This window comes from Paraburkholderia sp. RCC_158 (genome assembly GCF_041355255.1).
In the GTDB taxonomy this organism is placed as follows: Bacteria; Pseudomonadota; Gammaproteobacteria; order Burkholderiales; family Burkholderiaceae; genus Paraburkholderia; species Paraburkholderia graminis.
This window is the reverse complement of record NZ_JBFUPM010000004.1, coordinates 302,282-320,840: the sequence shown is the minus strand read 5'-3', so window position 1 is coordinate 320,840 and position 18,559 is coordinate 302,282. Positions and strand designations below refer to the sequence as shown.

The 18,559-nt window shown below is 61.3% G+C and carries 20 protein-coding genes; 8 read left to right on the top strand and 12 right to left on the bottom strand.

The window, feature by feature from the left end; all coding sequences use genetic code 11:
- Window positions 1–534: 534 nt before the first annotated feature.
- The 4 genes from AB6809_RS10855 to AB6809_RS10840 form a co-directional block, all read right to left on the bottom strand.
- Window positions 535–1,029: a hypothetical protein gene (locus tag AB6809_RS10855; RefSeq protein ID WP_244814122.1), complete on the bottom strand. Its 495-nt coding sequence runs from the start codon at window positions 1,027–1,029 to the stop codon at window positions 535–537.
- A 73-nt stretch (window positions 1,030–1,102) separates the two neighbouring features.
- The gene (locus AB6809_RS10850) at window positions 1,103–1,324 is read right to left on the bottom strand and encodes a hypothetical protein (protein WP_244814121.1); all 222 of its coding nucleotides are present in this window, start codon (window positions 1,322–1,324) and stop codon (window positions 1,103–1,105) included.
- Window positions 1,325–1,485: 161 nt separating this feature from the next.
- Window positions 1,486–1,995, bottom strand: a complete 510-nt coding sequence (locus tag AB6809_RS10845) for a hypothetical protein (protein ID WP_371026613.1) — start codon at window positions 1,993–1,995, stop codon at window positions 1,486–1,488.
- A 249-nt stretch (window positions 1,996–2,244) separates the two neighbouring features.
- Window positions 2,245–2,643, bottom strand: a complete 399-nt coding sequence (locus AB6809_RS10840; protein ID WP_244814119.1) for a DUF6088 family protein — start codon at window positions 2,641–2,643, stop codon at window positions 2,245–2,247.
- A 441-nt stretch (window positions 2,644–3,084) separates the two neighbouring features.
- On the opposite strand from AB6809_RS10840, the gene AB6809_RS10835 reads away from it, so the two are divergent.
- From AB6809_RS10835 to AB6809_RS10815, 5 genes are all read left to right on the top strand, one after another.
- Window positions 3,085–3,351: a hypothetical protein gene (locus AB6809_RS10835; RefSeq protein ID WP_244814118.1), complete on the top strand. Its 267-nt coding sequence runs from the start codon at window positions 3,085–3,087 to the stop codon at window positions 3,349–3,351.
- Between the two features lie 98 nt (window positions 3,352–3,449).
- Window positions 3,450–3,650: a hypothetical protein gene (locus tag AB6809_RS10830; protein ID WP_371026612.1), complete on the top strand. Its 201-nt coding sequence runs from the start codon at window positions 3,450–3,452 to the stop codon at window positions 3,648–3,650.
- Complete coding sequence (locus AB6809_RS10825; RefSeq protein ID WP_244814116.1) at window positions 3,643–4,215, top strand: hypothetical protein; 573 nt, start codon at window positions 3,643–3,645, stop codon at window positions 4,213–4,215. The genes AB6809_RS10830 and AB6809_RS10825 overlap by 8 nt, the downstream gene beginning before the upstream one ends.
- A gap of 453 nt (window positions 4,216–4,668) precedes the next feature.
- A complete protein-coding gene (locus AB6809_RS10820; RefSeq protein WP_371026611.1) occupies window positions 4,669–5,091 on the top strand; it encodes a hypothetical protein in 423 nt (140 codons plus the stop codon).
- 181 nt (window positions 5,092–5,272) lie between these two features.
- Window positions 5,273–5,659, top strand: a complete 387-nt coding sequence (locus AB6809_RS10815) for a hypothetical protein (protein WP_035570426.1) — start codon at window positions 5,273–5,275, stop codon at window positions 5,657–5,659.
- A gap of 785 nt (window positions 5,660–6,444) precedes the next feature.
- Here AB6809_RS10815 and AB6809_RS10810 read toward each other — a convergent pair.
- The 4 genes from AB6809_RS10810 to AB6809_RS10795 form a co-directional block, all read right to left on the bottom strand.
- Window positions 6,445–7,044, bottom strand: a complete 600-nt coding sequence (locus AB6809_RS10810; protein ID WP_371026610.1) for a flagellar biosynthesis sigma factor — start codon at window positions 7,042–7,044, stop codon at window positions 6,445–6,447.
- A gap of 22 nt (window positions 7,045–7,066) precedes the next feature.
- Window positions 7,067–8,074, bottom strand: a complete 1,008-nt coding sequence (locus tag AB6809_RS10805; protein WP_006051469.1) for a DUF2515 family protein — start codon at window positions 8,072–8,074, stop codon at window positions 7,067–7,069.
- A 104-nt stretch (window positions 8,075–8,178) separates the two neighbouring features.
- A complete protein-coding gene (gene lplT / locus AB6809_RS10800) occupies window positions 8,179–9,477 on the bottom strand; it encodes a lysophospholipid transporter LplT (protein WP_029970734.1) in 1,299 nt (432 codons plus the stop codon).
- A 416-nt stretch (window positions 9,478–9,893) separates the two neighbouring features.
- A complete protein-coding gene (locus AB6809_RS10795) occupies window positions 9,894–10,697 on the bottom strand; it encodes an inositol monophosphatase family protein (protein ID WP_029970735.1) in 804 nt (267 codons plus the stop codon).
- Between the two features lie 795 nt (window positions 10,698–11,492).
- Here AB6809_RS10795 and AB6809_RS10790 point away from each other — a divergent pair.
- Together AB6809_RS10790 and cysE are read left to right on the top strand one after the other, a co-directional pair.
- Window positions 11,493–12,368 carry an RNA methyltransferase gene (locus AB6809_RS10790; RefSeq protein ID WP_371026609.1) on the top strand — a complete coding sequence of 292 codons (876 nt, stop codon included), beginning with the start codon at window positions 11,493–11,495 and terminating at the stop codon, window positions 12,366–12,368.
- 274 nt (window positions 12,369–12,642) lie between these two features.
- On the top strand, window positions 12,643–13,563 hold the full coding sequence (gene cysE / locus AB6809_RS10785; RefSeq protein WP_371026608.1) for a serine O-acetyltransferase: 921 nt from the start codon (window positions 12,643–12,645) through the stop codon (window positions 13,561–13,563).
- A 224-nt stretch (window positions 13,564–13,787) separates the two neighbouring features.
- Here the strand turns inward: cysE and AB6809_RS10780 are convergent, their stop codons facing one another.
- From AB6809_RS10780 to AB6809_RS10765, 4 genes are all read right to left on the bottom strand, one after another.
- Window positions 13,788–14,585, bottom strand: a complete 798-nt coding sequence (locus AB6809_RS10780) for a UDP-2,3-diacylglucosamine diphosphatase (protein WP_006051474.1) — start codon at window positions 14,583–14,585, stop codon at window positions 13,788–13,790.
- A 46-nt stretch (window positions 14,586–14,631) separates the two neighbouring features.
- A complete protein-coding gene (locus tag AB6809_RS10775; RefSeq protein ID WP_006051475.1) occupies window positions 14,632–15,126 on the bottom strand; it encodes a peptidylprolyl isomerase in 495 nt (164 codons plus the stop codon).
- A 171-nt stretch (window positions 15,127–15,297) separates the two neighbouring features.
- Window positions 15,298–15,882, bottom strand: coding sequence for a peptidylprolyl isomerase (locus AB6809_RS10770; protein WP_029970740.1), 585 nt, complete (start codon window positions 15,880–15,882; stop codon window positions 15,298–15,300).
- A gap of 45 nt (window positions 15,883–15,927) precedes the next feature.
- Window positions 15,928–16,788 carry a tetratricopeptide repeat protein gene (locus AB6809_RS10765; RefSeq protein WP_307255164.1) on the bottom strand — a complete coding sequence of 287 codons (861 nt, stop codon included), beginning with the start codon at window positions 16,786–16,788 and terminating at the stop codon, window positions 15,928–15,930.
- 345 nt (window positions 16,789–17,133) lie between these two features.
- On the opposite strand from AB6809_RS10765, the gene cysS reads away from it, so the two are divergent.
- On the top strand, window positions 17,134–18,531 hold the full coding sequence (gene cysS, locus AB6809_RS10760; protein ID WP_029970742.1) for a cysteine--tRNA ligase: 1,398 nt from the start codon (window positions 17,134–17,136) through the stop codon (window positions 18,529–18,531).
- Window positions 18,532–18,559: the final 28 nt, after the last annotated feature.

Genomic DNA, 18,559 nt, shown 5'->3' with positions numbered 1-18,559 from the left:
AGCCGTGCGGCAGCGTCGAGCGGCGCGCGTTAGTCGGGCAGGTCGTCTTTGTGCAGAGGCTTGGAGGGTAGCCCACTTGGCGAGCGTCACAGCAGCCTCCTCGTGCCCAAAGGGTCGTCGGGCTGATAGCCTTCCCCCGGCGCATCAGGCGCGGCGCTAATATGTGGCGAAACTCGAGCGACGGATAGGCACCGCGCCAAAATCCGTGGTGATGGTCGCCGCTGCAATGCTGCAAGAACTGCTCGAGCGGGTCCAATTCCCTAAGAGGTCGTCGTGGCCAAAACCCTAGCTTCGCACGGGACGACGGTGTAACAGCGGCTCATTAGGAGCAATGTAAGGCGTCCACTACCGCCAGAGCGGAAGAGTTCGAGGCCGGCGGCACGTGCCGCCATCGAGGCGTCGCGAACGTTCTTGGTCACAAGGAGGGGGCGGGTAAGCAGGGGGCGAGCGAAGAGGGACATAAGCGTCTCCGTGCAGTCAGTGTTTGTGTTGTTATCAAGGGGCCGGCATCGCCGGCCCTGGTGTCATTGCGTGTTAGTCGTTGTCGCGCGCTTCGATGCTTGCTTTCGTGACCCACCTGCCTCCGTAAGCGAGGCTAGCGTCATAGTCCCAGACCTCGACCCACTCATCATCGAACCAGATGGGCATCGTGTCTTCCTGCAGTTGAGCGTGCTCGAGCAAGTCGCGGATGCCGTGAATATGAACGTAGTCGTCGCCGAAGCCCCAGCTGACTTCCCGCGCGCCAGACTCGTATTCGCGAACTCGAACGCCCAATTGCGTATGTGTTTCTTTGTCCAGCGGGTAGCGAGCCAACTCATCGCAGCATTCTTCGAGCGTGCCGTACTCCGTGTCGTGCTTTTCGCTCGCCAGCAAGCAAAGCAAAATGTCCATCGCCGTGTCGCCATAGCACTTGCCGCTTGCAACCACTTGTTCTGCTGTCAAGTCTTCGTCAGCTGCATCGCTGTTTGCATAGTGAGTGCGCACAATCGAGAGGATGTCGGCGCCCGTGTAGGTTTCTTTGAAGGTCATTTGCTGTCCAATATTTCTGTTGTTGTCAAAGGCGGGGCAGGCGGCATTGGCCAGCCCCGCATGCTGCTTTCAATCAGTTGGGTCGCGACAGACGCGCGTACATACCCATCGCGAAGCCGAGGTTGTCGTACAGATAAGCGTTGTAGAGGTCTTTGTAGTCATCCGCGGAGATTTCGAATCGTTCTTGACCGACCTTTAGCTCGTATTCGGCCTCGCCATTTTTGCGGAATCCAACACGAACGGATTTGAAGGGACCGCACGCAAGCGAGCCGGCGAAGTAGTGAAAGCGTTTCATGGTGTGTCTCACTGAAAGAGAGTTTTAAGGACAGCTCCCTGAGGGCTGTATACGACGTATAAGCACCCCATGAAAACAGCCCCTGCGTAATGCGCCTCATTGGGCGCAATGCAGGGGGCTTGCTTACAAAATATTTAGAGTGAATACTCTAAACGGTCGACTCAGACTTCTTCGATAGCATCGCTTGCGAGCAGCTCGCGGAGGCGCCGGTCGCCCTGGGCGACATACGTGGCGCGCGCGCGCAGATGGTCCATGGTGGCAAGCGGGCTGCTATCAAAGCCGTGCACCGGCACTAGGAACCAGTGCGAATGCGGCGCGCTCAGCGCCAGCAGCTGCGACATGACCGCAGCGCCTTCCTTGCCCTCAAGGTCTTTGTAGGCAGTAACGCGCTCTGATGACGTGACGCTGGCGACAAAGAGCTGCTCGCCGCTGTAGCTGCTCGACGCAGCAGCGGCTTCGTTGTCGGCAAGAAGCGGCTCGAACGGTGCCGTCGAGTACACGGCGATGAGTGGAGCGTTTGGCAGCAAACCGAGGCCACGGTAGGCGATGAAGTGCGTGGCGGGCTGCGCAGCAGAGGGCGCTGGCGGCGCCTTGTCGACAAAAAGCGACTCGGACGTGGATTCAGCAACGCGGCTAGCGGCGCGGGCGGAGCGTTTGGCGGGGATTTTCATGCAGATGTCTAGGGCGACACCTTTATCCATGTGCATGAAAAGATGGGAGAGCCGTGTAGCACGGGCCTGAGCAGCCCTTCGGCTGGCTGCTCGCATTGCTGTTGTCAACCGGCTATGCGTCAACCGAACTGGGCGGTACGCCGCAGGTAAGCGCGGTGTTTCAGCGTGCCCTGAGTGACGAGTTTCGACGTCGAAAGGTGTCGTACCGGATGAGGCGCATTACAGTTTTCAACGTTGAAAACAGGCTGGTCACCGCTCGTACTTGACGGACTTGCGACCTACCGTAATCTTTCGGGTTATGCGTCGCGCTCCGGTGCTCACCGCACCATCGACAGGAATCTGCGTTGTCTTTCCCTCGTTGTATTCGCGTGCGAGGCGGCCCGGCATAACTGCAATGCCCAAGCGCTGAAACGTCTCGGCGGCTATGGACTCAAATGGCGCAGCCGGTGCCAGTTTTCCCGTGAATTTGTTCAGTCGCGTTTTCGCATACACGCCCAGGCTCACGCGCACGAGCGCACCGTTAGCCACAAGCCGTGCGAGCACTCGGGAGACTTGAGCGGGGCTACCGAGATTTGCGACATCCGAGCGCAGCACTACAGTGCCGTCGCGCAACGCTATGGAACGCTTGATTCTCGCTTCAGTCGTCACCGGTCAACGCCTCGATATATAGCGTTGCCTTCGAATACTTAAGACAAACCTGAAAAAGTTCGCACAGAAACTCCATTTCGGGCGTAGGACAGTAGCGCTTGGCTTCCCACTCCTCCGCTACGCGTTGGTTGTACATGCGGAAAAGCAGGTCATAGCAGCTGCTGCACTGATGCAGATTAAGGCTAACAAGGTTCCGGGCGAATTTCCGGTCTTCCGCGCGCGCGGAATCTTGCTGAATCAGGGGTGCGCACTCGTGCAACATGAACGGTTTAGTGTCGCCAACCTGCACGACGACCCTTGCGCCAAATCTTCTCATCAAACGAACCTCTTTTGTTTCAAATAAATGTGGATATGTTGTCGATAAGTTCTGACCTTAGTTGCATGATGCAATTAAGGGTGGGAAAACCCCTGTTTCATCGAACAAAGTGCGACTATGCTACCATGGGAAAAGTGCAATTAACGCGCCGCGTTGAGCGCATTGGCATCGGGAGCTATATGGGTGGAACAGGGTGGTACCTTGCGATGCGACGCATTGACATGGAGTTCGATATTCCACAGTTCGTCGCTGCGGCTCTCGTCCGCAGAATCGCTACGAACGACTTCAAGCTGCCGGCGTCAGAGCGGCGCAGCTGGGACTGGTTCGCGAAGCTGCCCGACAGCGTTATTGCTCGTTGCGAACAGATAGTGCGGGAGGCTTTCCAGCAATGACATATGAAGCATTGATTCGGGATGCGCGCGCTGAAGCGAATACCGACTCTACGCGTGTGCAGGCCGCGTTCGACGCTGTGTTTGAATGCTGCAGGAGGATGACCGCACTGCAGGGGGCTGCGGAAGCGGTCGTCGACGCCGCGCTGCTTACTATGCATCTGTCCGATGCTGACAAGTACAAGGTGCGCGAGTTGTGCGGATGGGCGGTACATGTAGCGCCGCGCGACCCGCTGCCGATGCGTCCGGATGCGGCCGTCGCCCTCGCTTTGCGTGTGCACGCGAGCAACGGCGATGACTGACTTTACAGAAGCAGAGGCGGCGGCCGTCTTGCACATTACCGAAGCCGATGTACTCCGCTTGCTTGCGGTCAGCGACCTCGCACTGGACCGCGACAGCGTTCTTGCATACAGAGAAAAGCTGCGTAGCGTCCGGCCGTCCCGAGCGGGCGACAGTGAGCACGCGTATCGCGTCGAGGGACCGCTGCAAACAAATGCCTTAGTTTGTTTGGGCGACGGCACCGGCGACAGCGTGCAGGTTGTGTGCGAGGGCACGACGCTCTCGTACGGAGAGCCGCGTTGGCGGAGTGCGCGCAGTGCGCTGAATCGGCCCGACCCGAGAGGGCCTTTTCCAGTTTCTAGCCTCTTTACGATTTATGTGCACGAGGTGCGACTGGAAGGACCAGCGGAGTCGCAAGTGCGGGCATCTCTGCACGTCGCTGTTGAGTGCAGAAACGGGCTTGCTTACGCCAGCGTGCATAGCACGCAGCATCGCATCGACCTGCCACCCGTGGCTTTCGTCATCGGCGACGACGTTGTGACTATCGCCCGGTCAGTCCTTGAGACCGCTGATGCTGCCAGTGCCTGACGACTTCCCACACGAGCACATGCCAGCAACGGTGCCGGGCGTGCAAACAAAGGTGGGTGTAGTGCTTTCCCGCGGCCGATACATCCTTCAGTCAGCTGAAGAGCGTGCGGAGCGCTACGAGATTTGCGAAGACCTCGCGCATCAGTTGCTGCCCAAAGCGCGCGCTGACGCTGAGAAGCACCCCGGGCACGCTCAAGAAGAGACACTTGGGCGCGTTCGCCGTGCAGTTGCCGGCAAAGCCTGGGTGTCGCCTGAAGAGCTGCAGTGGCTCATTGAGCGGCTACGCGTTCTACTTGCGTGGTAGCTGTACTGTACTTTCGCGGAAAATACAGCACACGCATTCGCTCCCCTTTTTTTGTGCTCAAGAATTCGTAAGGTTTGACGTTATCCAGCGTGCCGGCGCTTTGACGCCGACCCGGGTGAGAGCCCGGTGGCACAACCTACGGGGATTTGATGGCAAAGATTGAAGCTTACGCAGCGCGTCCTACGCCGCTGATGTTCGAGAACGAAGAAGGTCAGCGTGCCGCGAGCGCGCTTATCGAGTTTGGCGGCTGGAATCACGTCTCGAAGACGTTGACGCCGATTAGCGTAGAGGCACTCACGCAAAAACCCGGTGCCCCTGTCCTGAACTGGTTCTTCGACAGCCTGGCAGCTGCAGCGGAAGCGGGCGTGCTCGATACCGATGGGCTCGCTGACCAGCTTTTTGCCGACAGTGCAGACATTGATGCACTGCTCGAGCTGATGCGCGATGGCAGCGAGATGCATTGGCTGAACGACCGATATTTTTGCGCACTGCAGAATTGCTTCAGCGATGAAGACTGTACATCGTTCGACGCGCTAGCTGATGCATTTCAGCGTGACCTGCAGTTCGCGTAATTGAAAAACAAGCCTCGAGGCGTGGCCGGATGCTGAGTTGGCCGGCATGCCTCCGGTCGACCAGCTTCGCTCCTCCGTTTTTGCTCAAGAACTTGTGAGAATTGACGATAACCAGCGAGCCGACGCTGTACGTCGACCCGGTCAAAGCCCGGTGCACTCTTGAGAACAAAGGAAAAGCAGCATGAGCGAAGTCGCAGCAGAGCAAAAATACACTCCGGCGTCCACCGCACTGGATGCCATCCTGCCAATCTTTTTTCACACGCATCGGTCGGTGGCGCAAAACATTTCCGCACCGCTCAACCCCGCGGCAGCAGTGGTGCTTTGTCTGCTTGCTAACGCTGAAGAAGACGGCGGTATGCACGAGATTGAGATGAAGCTGGGTCTGCGCTTCGCGTTCGACCGCGACGACACGAATCGCGTCGTTGCTGCGGGCATTGAGAAGGCAGTCGAGGCCGGATTAGCGGAATCCTTTGTTGAGAAAGACGAGGACGGCACGATGTACCGTCTGACCGCCGCCGGTAAGGAAATGATGATTGCGCACCTCGGTTCCGTTTTCAAGGACGGATGAAGACGTGTGAATTTTTTCAATGGCATCGGCGAGATTGAGGGCTACGCGGCTTGGTGCGTGGCCCTTGCTCTTTCATCCCTGCATACTGTATAAAAACACAGGCATTCGAGGTGGGCGATGCACGAAGAGGGACATGACAAAGCTGCGATTGAGTTTTTCCTCGAGCGCACCGCGATACGCATTGTGGACGGCGGCATGAAGCCGTTCCTTGCAGAGCGCCTCGCAGCTGTTGACACGACGTTACTGTCGACAGTTCGGTATCAGCGAGCCCATGGACACGCGCTATCGGCTACTGGTCGAAGCATACGCGAACGATAGCCGCACACGCTGATGACGCGTCAGTGTCTGTTCCTCACACTCTGAATGAACAAAGCCCCGATTTGTCCGGGGCTTTTTTTGAGCTGGCGGTGTGCTCGGCTCGGGTATCGCTCTGCGCCAACTCCACTCGGTTGTGCAATGCACCAAAAATCGTCCGATGGAAATGCGGAAAATGGGTGGAAAACAAACTGTTTTACGCTTTATACAAAATCGTGTAACTCATTGTTTATCAGCGAGTTTTACGAAAAACGTGCGTATATCGGAGCATACTGCTGCATCATCGGGGTATGTTGTGCGACGTCGCTGGCCGCTGCGGTTTGAGTGCCCATCCTCGGTATCTTTCTGATTTAGCTGTTCAGGGCGTGAGTTTAACCCGCCGACGCCGCGAGCGGACCCTGGCCGAATGGCCAATGCGGGTTGCGAGGGGTGCGGCTAGGGAATGGCGTGGCTGTTGGCAGAGCGTTCGTTCAACGAGCAGGCGAATCTTCAAACACTGGTGGACTCAAGTCCAAGGTGATCACATAGCGCTCGTCGTTTGGATGGCCTCTGCTGCCGAAGCACCGGATATTGACTGAAACCTGATATTTGTTACCGGCTTGCCAGCGCGTTGTGGGGGCGGTGCATGCCCGGATCGCATTTCGGGCTGCCTGAGTGTCTTCGATAGGGCGGTTGTCGCGAGACTGGAACGGTTTCCAGCCCGCCCGCTGGAACTGCTTTTGCAGGTCCGTGAGAATAGCGATCGACGCGTCAAGCGGCAGTGTTTCGATTTGTGGCGATAGGGTAACAAGCGACACATTGCCAAGCTGATCCGCATAAAGACTCAGGAACCTGGCAGGCGGCGTAACGAAGCCGAACTGCGAATCGCTGAAGCGGAAGGTTGCGGGGCGCGTTACGTAAAGGTTGATGGACTTCTCGTCGGTTGCAGCCGGGAGCGTCGATCGCGAGTGCTGCCGCACGTGTTCATAAGACTCACCAAGCGTCAGCACGACTTCGTCGACGGGTCTTGTCATCGCGTATATGCCCCAAACGACAGCGGAGCCGAACAGCGCGCCGCGTACCCGAACCACCTGATTGTTCCGCGCACCATGATCACCTCGGGTGCGCAATGAGATACAGCGAGTTTTCGACCGAGTGCTTTTCGATCGGGTCGCGTAACAATTCGTCGAACCGCTGGGCTGCGCGGATAACGAACGCCATGCGCTGATCGGGATCTGCGATGTTGGCGAGAGCCTGGTTGCTGAAACGTTCGTTCTTCGCGCTGGTTGCTGCCAGTGTGCATTGGTTCGCAAATGCCAACTGGATCTCGCGCGCGGAACCGGTCGGAATGTGCCACGCCCACGCGAACTGGTTGGCGCGCATCAGCACCGCGAACGCCGGATCGGTGTACATGGCCGGTTGCAGGATATTGATCTGTTCGTGACGGGCAAGCAGCCTGACGCCCTCCGCGAGATTGCCTGCATCGATTGCCCGGAACGCGAGTAACACCTCGGGTTTGCTTTCCGCGAAGAGAACACGGTCTGCGATCGGCCAGATAACCGACCCGCGGAGACCCGAGCGCTCGGTCAGGCATTTCTGAAATCGCTGCAGCCCGAACTTCCTGTAAAACATGTGCAGAGGCCAGACGTCGAGAAATAGCGCCGTGTTTCCCTTTGCGAGCATCTGATATACCTTTTCTGCGCCCGTACCGTTCACCTGATCCGGGATCGGCATGCGCGGCGATCCGTACGGTGCGATCCGTTCGAGCGGAGAGCTTTGTCTTTCCCATTGTTGGTAAGCGTTACGCTCCCGATTTGACTTGCCGATCAGTTCCGCAGCGTTGAGCAAGCCGCACCCGACCTGTTTGGATGCAAACGCCGCGAGCCCCGCCCACTGGAACCGGTGATCGTCTAGCCACAACTGCGCATACGCGGCGTTGATGCGTCGATTGCGGGCGATGGGATCGTCGATGGCAACGAGGGCTTCCGCTTTTTTCTGGTAGAAGCGCCAACAGTTGATGCAGTCTTGCTGGTCATCTTCCGACTGCTTTTTTGCGGCCGCTTCCTCGTCTCTCCAGTTCGGGTAACAGACCGGACAACGGTGGTTTTCGCACTTCGCCATCGAGCTCTTTCTCGCTGTCGGGTCTTGGGGATTTGCTGACCCCAGTTTCCCACGGCAAGAGCAGAGGCTATCTCGATATGCGGGTATTCGACGTCACGCCACCCTCATTCCTCCAGCAGCGCATGCATATTCGCAGACCGTTCGTTCGCCGCACTCCGCCGCTTTGCGAGCCACATCATGAACGTAATAAAAACGCCGAACACGACGATGATCCATTGCGCCGGCATCTTCGCCGTGAGCAGCAGCGCGTACGCGCCAAGCATCAGCAATACGGCGAGATTCTGGTTGAAGTTCTGCACCGCGATCGAGTGTCCGGCCGACAGCAGGGTGGCGCCGCGATGCTGAAGAATCGCGTTCATCGGCACGATGAAAAAGCCGGACAATGCGCCGAGCAGGATCATCAGCGGATACGCGAGCAGGATGTAGATCGGCACGACATATGAGCCGATGTGGATGCCCGCGCCCGCGGGGAAAAGGTTCTTGTTGTAGAAGGCCATCGCAATGGCGACCGCGCCGGTGACGATGCCGACCGGCAGCACGGTCAGCGAGCGGCGCAGCGGAATCAGCGCGGCCGCCGCCGCGGCGCCGACAGCGATGCCGAGCCCGGTCACGCCTTGCATGACCGCTGCCTTCGAGAGCGACAGGCCGAGGTTCACGTTGGCCCATTTCAGCACCAGCAATTGCAGGGTGACGGCGCCGCCCCACATCAGCGTCGTGACCCACAGCGCGATCTGCGCGAGCTTGTCGGCCCACAGCACGTTAAAGCAATGATAGAAGTCGCCGACGAGCTTCGTCGGCTCGGTCAGGCGATTCGGATAACGCGCGCCGGTGTCGGGAATGAAGATGTTGATGGCGGCGGCGATCGCGTACGTGAGCATCACCGCGAACATCGCCAGATCCGCCGATGAGCCGATCAGGGGCAGATGCGCGCGCGCGACGAATTTATCGGCGAATGTGCTGATGAGCGCGCCGCCCACCATGGTGCCGACGATCGTCGAGAGCACTGTCGCCGATTCGAGCCATGCGTTGGCCTTGACGAGTTTTTCGGCGGGGAGCAGCTCGGTGAGAATGCCGTATTTCGCCGGCGAATACGCGGCTGCGCCAAAGCCGACCACGCCGTAGGCGATCATCGGATGCACGCCTGCAATCATCATCATGCAGCCGCTCGCCTTGAGCGCATTGGAGATGAACATCACGTGGCGCTTTTGCATGGCGTCCGCGAACGCGCCCACGAATGGCGCGAGCAGCACGTACGAGACAGTGAAGAAGATCTGCAGCAAGGGCGTGACCCACGCAGCCGAGCGGATCACCGATAACAATGCGATGGCGGCGATCAGCAGGGCATTGTCGGCAAGCGACGAAATGAACTGCGCCGCGATGATCGTGTAGAAGCCTTTTTTCATGAAGCGGATGGGAAGCGGCGCGCGAGGCGAGGCGCGAAGGACGCAGGAACGACGCACGGATGCGAGCGCGGATCGCTGCGCACACAACGCGCATGCGGGCGCAGCGTGGGACGCGGAATGCAGCCGGCGAAAAGCGTAGGGCCGGCGCGGCTTCCCGCTTTGTAGCACGAACGCTCGCACGATGCAGGCGCGCTAATGAAAAAGCGGCCGAAGCCGCTTGTGTCGAGTGTTTGTTGTGATTGCGGGCGTGCAGTGCGCGGCTTACCCGTGGCGTCGCGTTGTGCTCGCCTGGAGCTTCGGGCGCTACGACGCGGAAGCGCGTGCCGCGCAACTCACGCGCTTCTCGCTCGGTAACGGCTCGCGCATGCGCCCGCTACACTCGGGCTGCGGACCGACCCGCCAGCCCGCCGCGCAACTCAAGCCGCTTGCTGACGCGTACGGCTGTAACGCGAGAGGATCGGCACCATCTGTGCGTAAATCTTCGGATTGCCGGCGACGACTTCGCCGACGTGCAGGAAGTCCGAGTCGCCGGTGTAGTTGCCCACCAGGCCGCCGGCTTCGGTGATCAGCAGGCTGCCCGCGGCGACGTCCCACGGGTTCAGGCCCTGCTCGAAGAAGCCGTCCATGCGGCCCGCGGCCACGTTTGCCAGATCGAGCGCGGCCGCGCCGGGACGGCGCAGGCCCGCGCAGGCTTGCGTCATTTCGGCGAACTGGCGGCCATATGCTTCGAGACCGTCGGTTTCACGGAACGGGAAGCCGGTGCCGATCAGGCCGTCCGCGAGACGATCGCGCCTTCCGACGCGAATGCGGCGATCGTTCAGGAACGCGCCGCGGCCGCGCGAGGCGGTGAAGAGGTCATTGCGGGTCGGGTCGTACACGACGGCCTGCGTCACGATGCCCTTGTGGGCCAGCGCAATCGACACGCAGTAGTACGGAAAGCCGTGAATGAAATTGGTGGTGCCGTCGAGCGGATCGATGATCCACTGGTACTCGGACTCGTTGTCCGACTTGCCGGATTCTTCGGCGAGGATAGCGTGATCGGGATAAGCGGTCTTCAGCGTGTCGATGATCGCGGCTTCGGACGCTTTGTCGATCTCCGTCACGAAATCATTGTGCTGTTTCTTGCTGACCTGGATCAGATCGAGATCGAGCGACGCGCGGTTGATGATCTGGGCTGCGCGGCGCGCGGCCTTCACAGCGATGTTGAGCATGGGATGCATGGACGGATCCTTGTGCCGGGGCAGCACGGCTGCTTGCCGGTAAATAAGCGCGACGCGCGCGCTAATGGGCGCCCTCGATGAGGCGCGGAAACAGCACGGAACGCTCGCCCGGTACAGGACCGGCGCGCATTCCGCCAACGGAGACGAATTGAATAAGAACGAGGCGCCGGGTTCTGGCTGATAGCTCTGCCTGACTGCGTGCACTGCTTTGAACTGGTGCGGTATGCAGATCGGCGTGGCGCAGGCCGGACGCGAATTCCGGTATTTTACCCGAGTCTGCCAGGCGCGGCAGGGTTCGGGTTGGGGAGGGCGCTCGTGGGCGTTCGTGGGCGCTTGCATGCGGATTTGAATGCGCGGTTGAAGACTCACGCGGAGACGCGCTCGAGCCTCTTGCAACCCGCTTGCGCACGGGCTTGAGCCGCGGTTTCGCGCGCGCGTGAGCTGCTCGCGCACGGTCTTCCAGCCGCGCTCGAACCCGCGCTTGGAGACGCGCTTGAGCGGCTTGCAACCGCGCTTGCACATGCGCTCCCAGCCGTGCTCGTGCACGTGCTCGGAGACGCGCTCCAACTGCTTGCGGCGGCGCTCGCTCACGGGCGCGCAGCCGCGCTTGCGCACGCACTTGGAGACGCGTTAGAACTGCTTGCAACCGCGCTTGCCCACGCGCCGGCGCGCAGCCTTCCAGCCGCGCTTGACGACGCATTTGCAGCCTGAATCCCCCCCGCCCACACACACGCCGTTCGGCGGCTTCGCGCGTTGGCGCTACCATACGCGTTCTCCGACTCGCAGGCTTTCATCGTGGACCATACCCACCATTCTTCCGATCCCGCCGTGGCGGACTTGCGCGGCGGCTTCACGTCGACGCGTTTCGTGCTCGTCGAGCCGAGCCATCCGGGCAACGTCGGGGCCGCGGCGCGCGCGCTAAAAACCATGGGTTTTTCGCGGCTCGTGCTCGTCTCGCCGCGCGTGCCGCACGTGCAGAGCGATCCGGAGGCGATAGCGATGGCAAGCGGCGCCGACGACGTGCTCGCCTCCGCGCACGTCGTGCCGACGCTTGCCGATGCGCTCTCCGGCGTGCACTGGTCGATCGCATTGACCGCGCGGCAGCGCGAGTACGGCCCGCCGCAATGGACGCCTCGCGCAGCCGCAAGCCTCGCACGCGACGAAGCGTTGCACGGCGAGATCGCGCTCGTGTTCGGCAACGAGCGCACGGGCTTGTCGAATGAAGACGTCGAGCGATGCAGCGCGCTCGCGCATATTCCGGCGAATCCCGCCTACAGTTCCCTGAATCTCGCTCAGGCCGTGCAGGTCCTCGCGTATGAACTGCGCATGATCTATCTGACGAGCGGTGCGGAGGCCAACGCACCGGCGAGCCGCGCGCCGCAAGCGTCGACTGGGTCGGCTGCATCGGCTGCATCGACCGCAGCCGCTGCATCGGCCGAGCCTGCAGGTCCGCGTGCCGCGAGCGATGAAATCGAGAGCATGTTTGCGCATCTCGAAAGCGCGCTCGTCGCACTCGAGTTTCTCGATCCCGCGAATCCGAAGAAGCTGATGTCGCGCTTGCGGCGGCTCTTCGCGCGTTCGGGTCTCGATCGCGAGGAGGTGAACATCGTGCGCGGGATTGCGAAGCACATCCTGCTGAATACCGGCCGCAAGGACGACAGCGCACGCTAGCGCGCGGCGCGGGCAATGAAGGGCCAATGAGCGAGCAATGAGCGAGCAATAAGCGAGCAATGAGCGGCCAATGAGCAAGCAATCAGCGGCCGGGCTGGCGGCCACCGACTAGCACGACGACCTTTTGCGCTACATGGACTTGCGGCAGGTTTGCGCGAACCGTCCTACAATCCTCGAAACCTTCTAAGCAAAGCTGCCGATCTGCTATGCGGCAGCCGCGCACGTGCGCATGACGTTTCGCGCGCGGCTTCCCCCACATAACATAGTCCCTGCCATGTTCACGAGACTTCGCGAAGACATTGCCACGATCCGAGAGCGCGATCCCGCCGCCCGCAGTGCCTGGGAAGTGCTCACGTGTTATCCGGGCTTGCACGCGCTGGTGCTGCACCGGTTCGCGCATGCGTGCTGGCGTGCGCGGCGCCGTTGGCTCGCGCGTTTCGTTTCGCAGATGGCGCGCTTCATGACGGGCATCGAGATTCATCCGGGCGCGACGGTTGGACGGCGAGTCTTCATCGATCACGGCATGGGCGTGGTGATCGGCGAGACCGCGCAGATCGGCGACGATTGCACGATCTATCAGGGCGTCACGCTCGGCGGCACGTCGCTCACACGCGGCGCGAAACGGCATCCGACGCTGGAGCGCGGCGTGATCGTGGGCGCGGGCGCAAAGGTGCTCGGCGGGTTCACGATTGGCGCGGACGCGAAGATCGGATCGAATGCGGTGGTGACGAAGCCTGTGCCCGCCGGCGGGACGGCGGTCGGCAATCCGGCGCGAATCATCGTGCCGGCGTCGTCGTCGGCTGCTGCCGCTGCATCTGTCGTGGCGAAGGCTGCGGCTGTTGGCACGGTGGCCAATGGCCGCGCGAGTGTAGCGTCGGATGCCACGGCGAACGGCGCTGCTGCGTCGAATGGCGTAACGCGTGAGGATGAACGCGGCAAGCTAGCCGCCAGGCACAGCGATTTCTGCGCGTACGGCATCACGCCGAATGCAGACGATCCGGTGTCGCTCGCCATTCACGGGCTGATCGATCATGCCGCGACGCAAGCGAAGCGCATCGATGAAATCGTCGTGGCGCTCGAGCATCTGGGCACGAGCCTGGAAGGCCTGCAAGGCGCCGATCCCGCGCTGCTCGATTTACGCCGTTTGTCCGCGGCGATCGCGGGCAAGGTGGAGGGCGCGGTGGCCGCGCGTTGAAGGCTTGAAGATGCGCGGGGCCGTGAGCGCGGCACCGCCTCTTCATGCCACCGTCGGCGGCGCAGCACATCATCATGCGGCCGGAGGCGGGGCGCAGCGTGGTCTCGCTGCTACGCGTGAGACACGACCTTTTCATGCCGCCGTGGCGGCGCATCGCCTGGTCACGCCGCGGGTGAAACGCCACCTCATCACGCCGCGCAACGCACCACCTCTCACCACCACTCTCAATCAAGCGGTAACGCCCGAATCCCTTCCGAATCGACGCGCAAATAACCGCCGCGTCGCTCGCCATGATCGAGATCCCAGTCGGGCAGCACCCAGCGTATGCCGCCCGGCTCGCGATGACGCGCGGGGCGGTGCGTGTGCCCATGAATCATCGTCGCCGCTTTCGACCACTTGAACAACGCGGCGACGCCTTTGGGCGTCACGTCGTATTTCAGCGAAACGGGACGCATGCGGCCGCCCTCGCTCTTTGCCCGCATGTTTTCAGCGAGCGCCTGACGCCACGAAAAGGGCGACGCGAGAAACAGCATCTGCGCAAGGCGGTTGCGCGCGAATCCGCGAAACAGTTGATAACCGCGATCCGCGGTGCACAGACGGTCGCCATGCGCGACTGCAATGCGCGTGCCGAATGCGGTGATCACGAACGGGTCGGGCAGCCAGATCGCGCCGGCCGCTTTCATGAAACGCTTGCCGAGCAGAAAGTCGCGATTGCCGTGCATGATGTAAAGCGCAATGCCGCGCTCGGTCAGCGTGTGCAACAGCGCGGCCATCCGCGCGACGAACGGCTCGGCGAGCATGTCGTCGCCGATCCAGTACTCGAACAGATCGCCGAGAATAAAAACCGAGTCGGCCTGGTCGGCGTTGACGCGAATGAAGTGTTCGAACGCGGCGACCGTGCGCGGGATCGCCTCGCTCAAATGAATATCGGAGAGGAACAAAAACGGGCGTGCGGCGTGCGGGCGTTTGCCCTCGCCAGGCACGCCCGCGGCGACGCTTCGCAGCGGCTTTTCTTGCAGCATTGAAGGTGCCTGTATCGCAGTTTTTCTAGTTAAGGCGCGTCCGCAATCAGTCGACGACCACGGCTTTTTCGATCACGACGTCGTCGACCGGCACGTCCTGATGAAAGCCCTTCGAACCCGTCTTGACCTTCTTGATCTTCTCGACGATGTCCATGCCTTCGACCACCTTGCCGAACACCGCATAGCCCCAGCCTTGCGGCGTCGGCGACGAGTGGTTCAGGAAGTCGTTGTCGTTCACGTTGATGAAAAACTGCGCGGTTGCCGAATGCGGGTCGTTCGTGCGAGCCATCGCGATCGAGCCGTTCACGTTCTTCAGACCGTTGTTCGCTTCGTTGTTGATCGGCTCGGCCGTCGGCTTCTGCTTCATGCCGGGCTCGAAGCCGCCGCCCTGAATCATGAAGCCGTCGATCACGCGGTGAAACACCGTGTTGTCGTAGTGGCCGGCCTTCACGTAGTTGAGGAAGTTCTCAACCGACTTCGGCGCTTTCTCGGCGTCCAGTTCCAGTTTGATGACGCCGTGGTTCGTATGCAGTTCAACCATGATGGAATCCTTTGATGAACGGGGTGGGTGGAAAAGACGCGGCGAGCCGTCGTGCGCTGTGCAATCTGTGCGCGTCGATGCGTTTGACGGCGGGCCGCGCGGGGCGTGAGTTCGACGCTTCTACGCGTGCGCGATGTTCAGTGTTGTTCCGTGTTGCTCTGGGTTGTTCCGTTACTTGCCGCCGACCACGGCAGCCGATTCGATCACGATCGGCTTTTGCGGCACGTCGCCCATCGGACCGCGCGTGGTGGTCGGCGCGGCTTCGATCTTTTTGACGACGTCCATGCCGCTCGTGACCTTGCCGAACACCGCATAGCCGTTGCCGTCCGGATTCGGATAGTCGAGGCCCGCGTTGTCCACCGTGTTGATGAAGAACTGTGCGGTCGCGGAGTTCGGGTCGCTGGTGCGCGCCATCGCGAGCGTGCCCATCGTGTTCTTCAGACCGTTACGGCTTTCGAGCGGAATCGGCGCGCGCGTGGGCTTCTCCGCGAAGCTCTGCGTGTAGCCGCCGCCCTGGATCATGAAGCCGCGAATCACGCGATGAAAAATCGTGCCGCTGTACTGGCCGGACTTCACATAGTCGAGAAAGTTGGCGACCGTTTTCGGCGCTTTCTCAGGATACAACTCGACGCGAATATCGCCTTCCGACGTCTTGAGGAGGACGGACGGATGCGCGGCTTGCGAACCGGACTGGGCGAACGCGGGTGCGTTCGCGATCAGGGCGGCGCTGCCGAGCGCCAACATCAACCATTTCATGAAAATCCTCAGGGTTGGAAAAAACGTATGACCGCGGCGGCGGCCTTATTGCGAGGGTGCCATGTAAGGCGGCATGGCGAGCGAGCCGTTGGGCCCGCCGTACTGGAAGCTCGGCGTTTGCGTCATGTTCGCGGTGGAGCCGGGCGTGTATTCCTGCGGCGCGGCCGCGGCCCGTTTCGGCGCTTTCGCGGTCTTCGGCGGCGATACGATTTTCTGGATGTCGGCGATGCGCTGCGTGGTCGTGGCGTTCGCCTTGCCGAGGCTTTGCGCGCGGCGATACGCTTCGTTGGCCATGCGCAGATAGAGGTCGCCCAGGTTCTCGTAAGCGAGACCGTAACCGGGGTTGACCTTGGTCGCGGTTTCGAGCGCCGCGCGTGCTTCCGCATAGCGGCCGTGCTTGGCGTAGAGCGCGGCGAGGTTGTTGTACGGCTCGGGCAACTCCGGATACAACTGCGTGAGTTCGGTGAACGCGGTGATCGCTTCGTCGTCGCGGTTCAGATGCGCGAGCACCGTGGCGCGCTTGAACTTCGCCTGCGCGTCACGCGGATTCGACGCGATGCGCGCATCGAGTTGCGTCAGCGAGGCTTGCCAGTCCTTTTGCGCGATGGACGCGTCGATCTCCGGCGTGTTGTCGCGCACGGCAGGCCCTTGCGGCATGGTGGGCGTTTTCTGCGCGAAGGCGGCGGCGCCCGGCAGCATGCCGAGCGCGACGGCCACGGCGACACGCAGCGTGACGGCGCGCGCGAACTTGCCGCTGGCGCCGTGCATCGAGTCGCGCACCGAAGCGCCAACAGAGGCGCGGAGAGGGGCGCGAACAGAGGCGCGAACAAGGGTGCCGGCAAGGCCGCCAAACGCCGTCGCGGCGAGGGTCGCAGCGCTGCGCGCGCGGCCGCTGGAAGGTTTCATAGGCTCGGGTCTGGGTGTTATACTCCGAGCCATTCTAACAAAAGGTCTGCGCGTTCCGTCGAACCGCCGGCTGTCTTTTCGCCACTCGTGGTCGTCTCCGCCTTGATAGCAGTCTGACCGCCGCACCAGGTGCACCGGTTTGCTGCTGTGCGTGTTTCAACAGTCGCCGCTGTGCGTGTTTCACGTCGGGCAATAGTCTGGTCATCAAGAAGTCTGATCAGAGCCCGTCCGAACAGGTAACAGGCAATAGGCAACAGTCGGCAACAATTCGTCCCCGCCGTCGTGTTCGGGGGCGGCACGCACGAAACACATTGCGGATTTCTTTCGGCCCACGCACCGTTCTCTATGGAATCACTGCGCATCTACAACACGCTCGCGCGTGACAAGCAAACTTTCGTGCCCCTGCAAGCAGGCGTCGTGCGGATGTACGTCTGCGGGATGACCGTGTACGACTATTGTCACGTCGGTCATGCGCGTGTCATGGTCGTGTTCGACATCGTGCAGCGGTGGCTGCGCACGCTCGGCTACCAGGTCACGTACGTGCGCAACATCACGGACATCGACGACAAGATCATTCGCCGCGCCGTCGAAAACGGCGAGACCATCAAGTCGCTGACCGATCGCTTCATCAATGCGTTGCATGAAGATGCGGACGCGCTCGGCATCGCGCGTCCCGACATCGAGCCGCGCGCCACCGACTTCATTCCGCAGATGCTCGGCATGATCGAGACGCTCGAGGCGAACGGCTACGCGTATCAGGCGAGCGACGGCGACGTGAACTACGCGGTGCGCAAGTTCGCGGGCTACGGCAAGCTCTCCGGCAAGTCGCTCGAGGATCTGCGTGCGGGCGAGCGCGTCGCCGCGAACGACGCGAAAGAAGATCCGCTCGACTTCGTGTTGTGGAAGCAGTCGAAAGAGGGCGAACCCGCGGACACGGGCTGGGACTCGAAGTATGGCCGCGGCCGTCCTGGTTGGCATATCGAATGCTCGGCTATGGGGTGCGCGCTGCTTGGCGAACGTTTCGACATTCATGGCGGCGGACAGGACCTGCAGTTTCCGCACCACGAAAACGAAATCGCGCAAAGCGAAGCTGCGACCGGTCAAACGTTCGTGAATTACTGGATGCACAACGGCTACGTACAGATCGACAATGAGAAGATGTCGAAGTCGTTGAATAATTTCTTTACGATTCGCGAGGTATTGGCGCAGTACGATGCCGAGGTCGTGCGTTTTTTCATTGCACGCGCGCATTATCGTTCGCCGCTGAACTACAGCGACGTGCATATCGACGACGCCCGCAACGCCCTCGGCCGCCTTTACACGGCGCTGAAAGACGTGACGCCGGACGGCGCCGCGCTCGACTGGAACGAAGCGCATGCGCAGCGTTTCCAGGCAGCCATGAACGACGACTTCAACACGCCGGTTGCGGTGTCGGTGTTGTTCGAGCTGGCAACTGAAGTGAACCGCACGCGCGACCCCGCGCTGGCCCGTCAACTGCGCTCGCTCGGCGCGGTGCTCGGGCTGCTCGGGCGCGAGCCGCGTGCATACCTGCAGCAGGCAGCGGGCGCCGCGGTAGAAGGCGCGCTGGAACCCGCCGCGATCGAAGCGAAGATCGCCGAGCGCGTGGCCGCCAAGCAGGCGAAGGACTATGCAGCAGCAGACCGGATCCGGGCGGAATTGCTCGAGGCCGGCGTTGCACTTGAAGACAAACCCGGCGGGCTAACCGAGTGGCGGCGCGTGTGAGCGCACCTCGTACTTCCCTCTGAACGAC

Excerpts from the sequence above, each read along its gene's own strand:
- lplT (WP_029970734.1), bottom strand. The coding sequence starts at position 9,477 with ATGAAAAAAGGCTTCTACACGATCATCGCGGCGCAGTTCATTTCGTCG.
- cysS (WP_029970742.1), top strand. The coding sequence starts at position 17,134 with ATGGAATCACTGCGCATCTACAACACGCTCGCGCGTGACAAGCAAACT.
- AB6809_RS10795 (WP_029970735.1), bottom strand. The coding sequence starts at position 10,697 with ATGCATCCCATGCTCAACATCGCTGTGAAGGCCGCGCGCCGCGCAGCC.
- AB6809_RS10850 (WP_244814121.1), bottom strand. The coding sequence starts at position 1,324 with ATGAAACGCTTTCACTACTTCGCCGGCTCGCTTGCGTGCGGTCCCTTC.
- AB6809_RS10775 (WP_006051475.1), bottom strand. The coding sequence starts at position 15,126 with ATGGTTGAACTGCATACGAACCACGGCGTCATCAAACTGGAACTGGAC.
- AB6809_RS10830 (WP_371026612.1), top strand. The coding sequence starts at position 3,450 with ATGACCGCACTGCAGGGGGCTGCGGAAGCGGTCGTCGACGCCGCGCTG.
- AB6809_RS10770 (WP_029970740.1), bottom strand. The coding sequence starts at position 15,882 with ATGAAATGGTTGATGTTGGCGCTCGGCAGCGCCGCCCTGATCGCGAAC.
- AB6809_RS10855 (WP_244814122.1), bottom strand. The coding sequence starts at position 1,029 with ATGACCTTCAAAGAAACCTACACGGGCGCCGACATCCTCTCGATTGTG.
- AB6809_RS10820 (WP_371026611.1), top strand. The coding sequence starts at position 4,669 with ATGGCAAAGATTGAAGCTTACGCAGCGCGTCCTACGCCGCTGATGTTC.
- AB6809_RS10845 (WP_371026613.1), bottom strand. The coding sequence starts at position 1,995 with ATGAAAATCCCCGCCAAACGCTCCGCCCGCGCCGCTAGCCGCGTTGCT.
- AB6809_RS10805 (WP_006051469.1), bottom strand. The coding sequence starts at position 8,074 with ATGGCGAAGTGCGAAAACCACCGTTGTCCGGTCTGTTACCCGAACTGG.
- AB6809_RS10835 (WP_244814118.1), top strand. The coding sequence starts at position 3,085 with ATGGGAAAAGTGCAATTAACGCGCCGCGTTGAGCGCATTGGCATCGGG.
- AB6809_RS10825 (WP_244814116.1), top strand. The coding sequence starts at position 3,643 with ATGACTGACTTTACAGAAGCAGAGGCGGCGGCCGTCTTGCACATTACC.
- AB6809_RS10765 (WP_307255164.1), bottom strand. The coding sequence starts at position 16,788 with ATGAAACCTTCCAGCGGCCGCGCGCGCAGCGCTGCGACCCTCGCCGCG.
- AB6809_RS10780 (WP_006051474.1), bottom strand. The coding sequence starts at position 14,585 with ATGCTGCAAGAAAAGCCGCTGCGAAGCGTCGCCGCGGGCGTGCCTGGC.
- cysE (WP_371026608.1), top strand. The coding sequence starts at position 12,643 with ATGTTCACGAGACTTCGCGAAGACATTGCCACGATCCGAGAGCGCGAT.
- AB6809_RS10815 (WP_035570426.1), top strand. The coding sequence starts at position 5,273 with ATGAGCGAAGTCGCAGCAGAGCAAAAATACACTCCGGCGTCCACCGCA.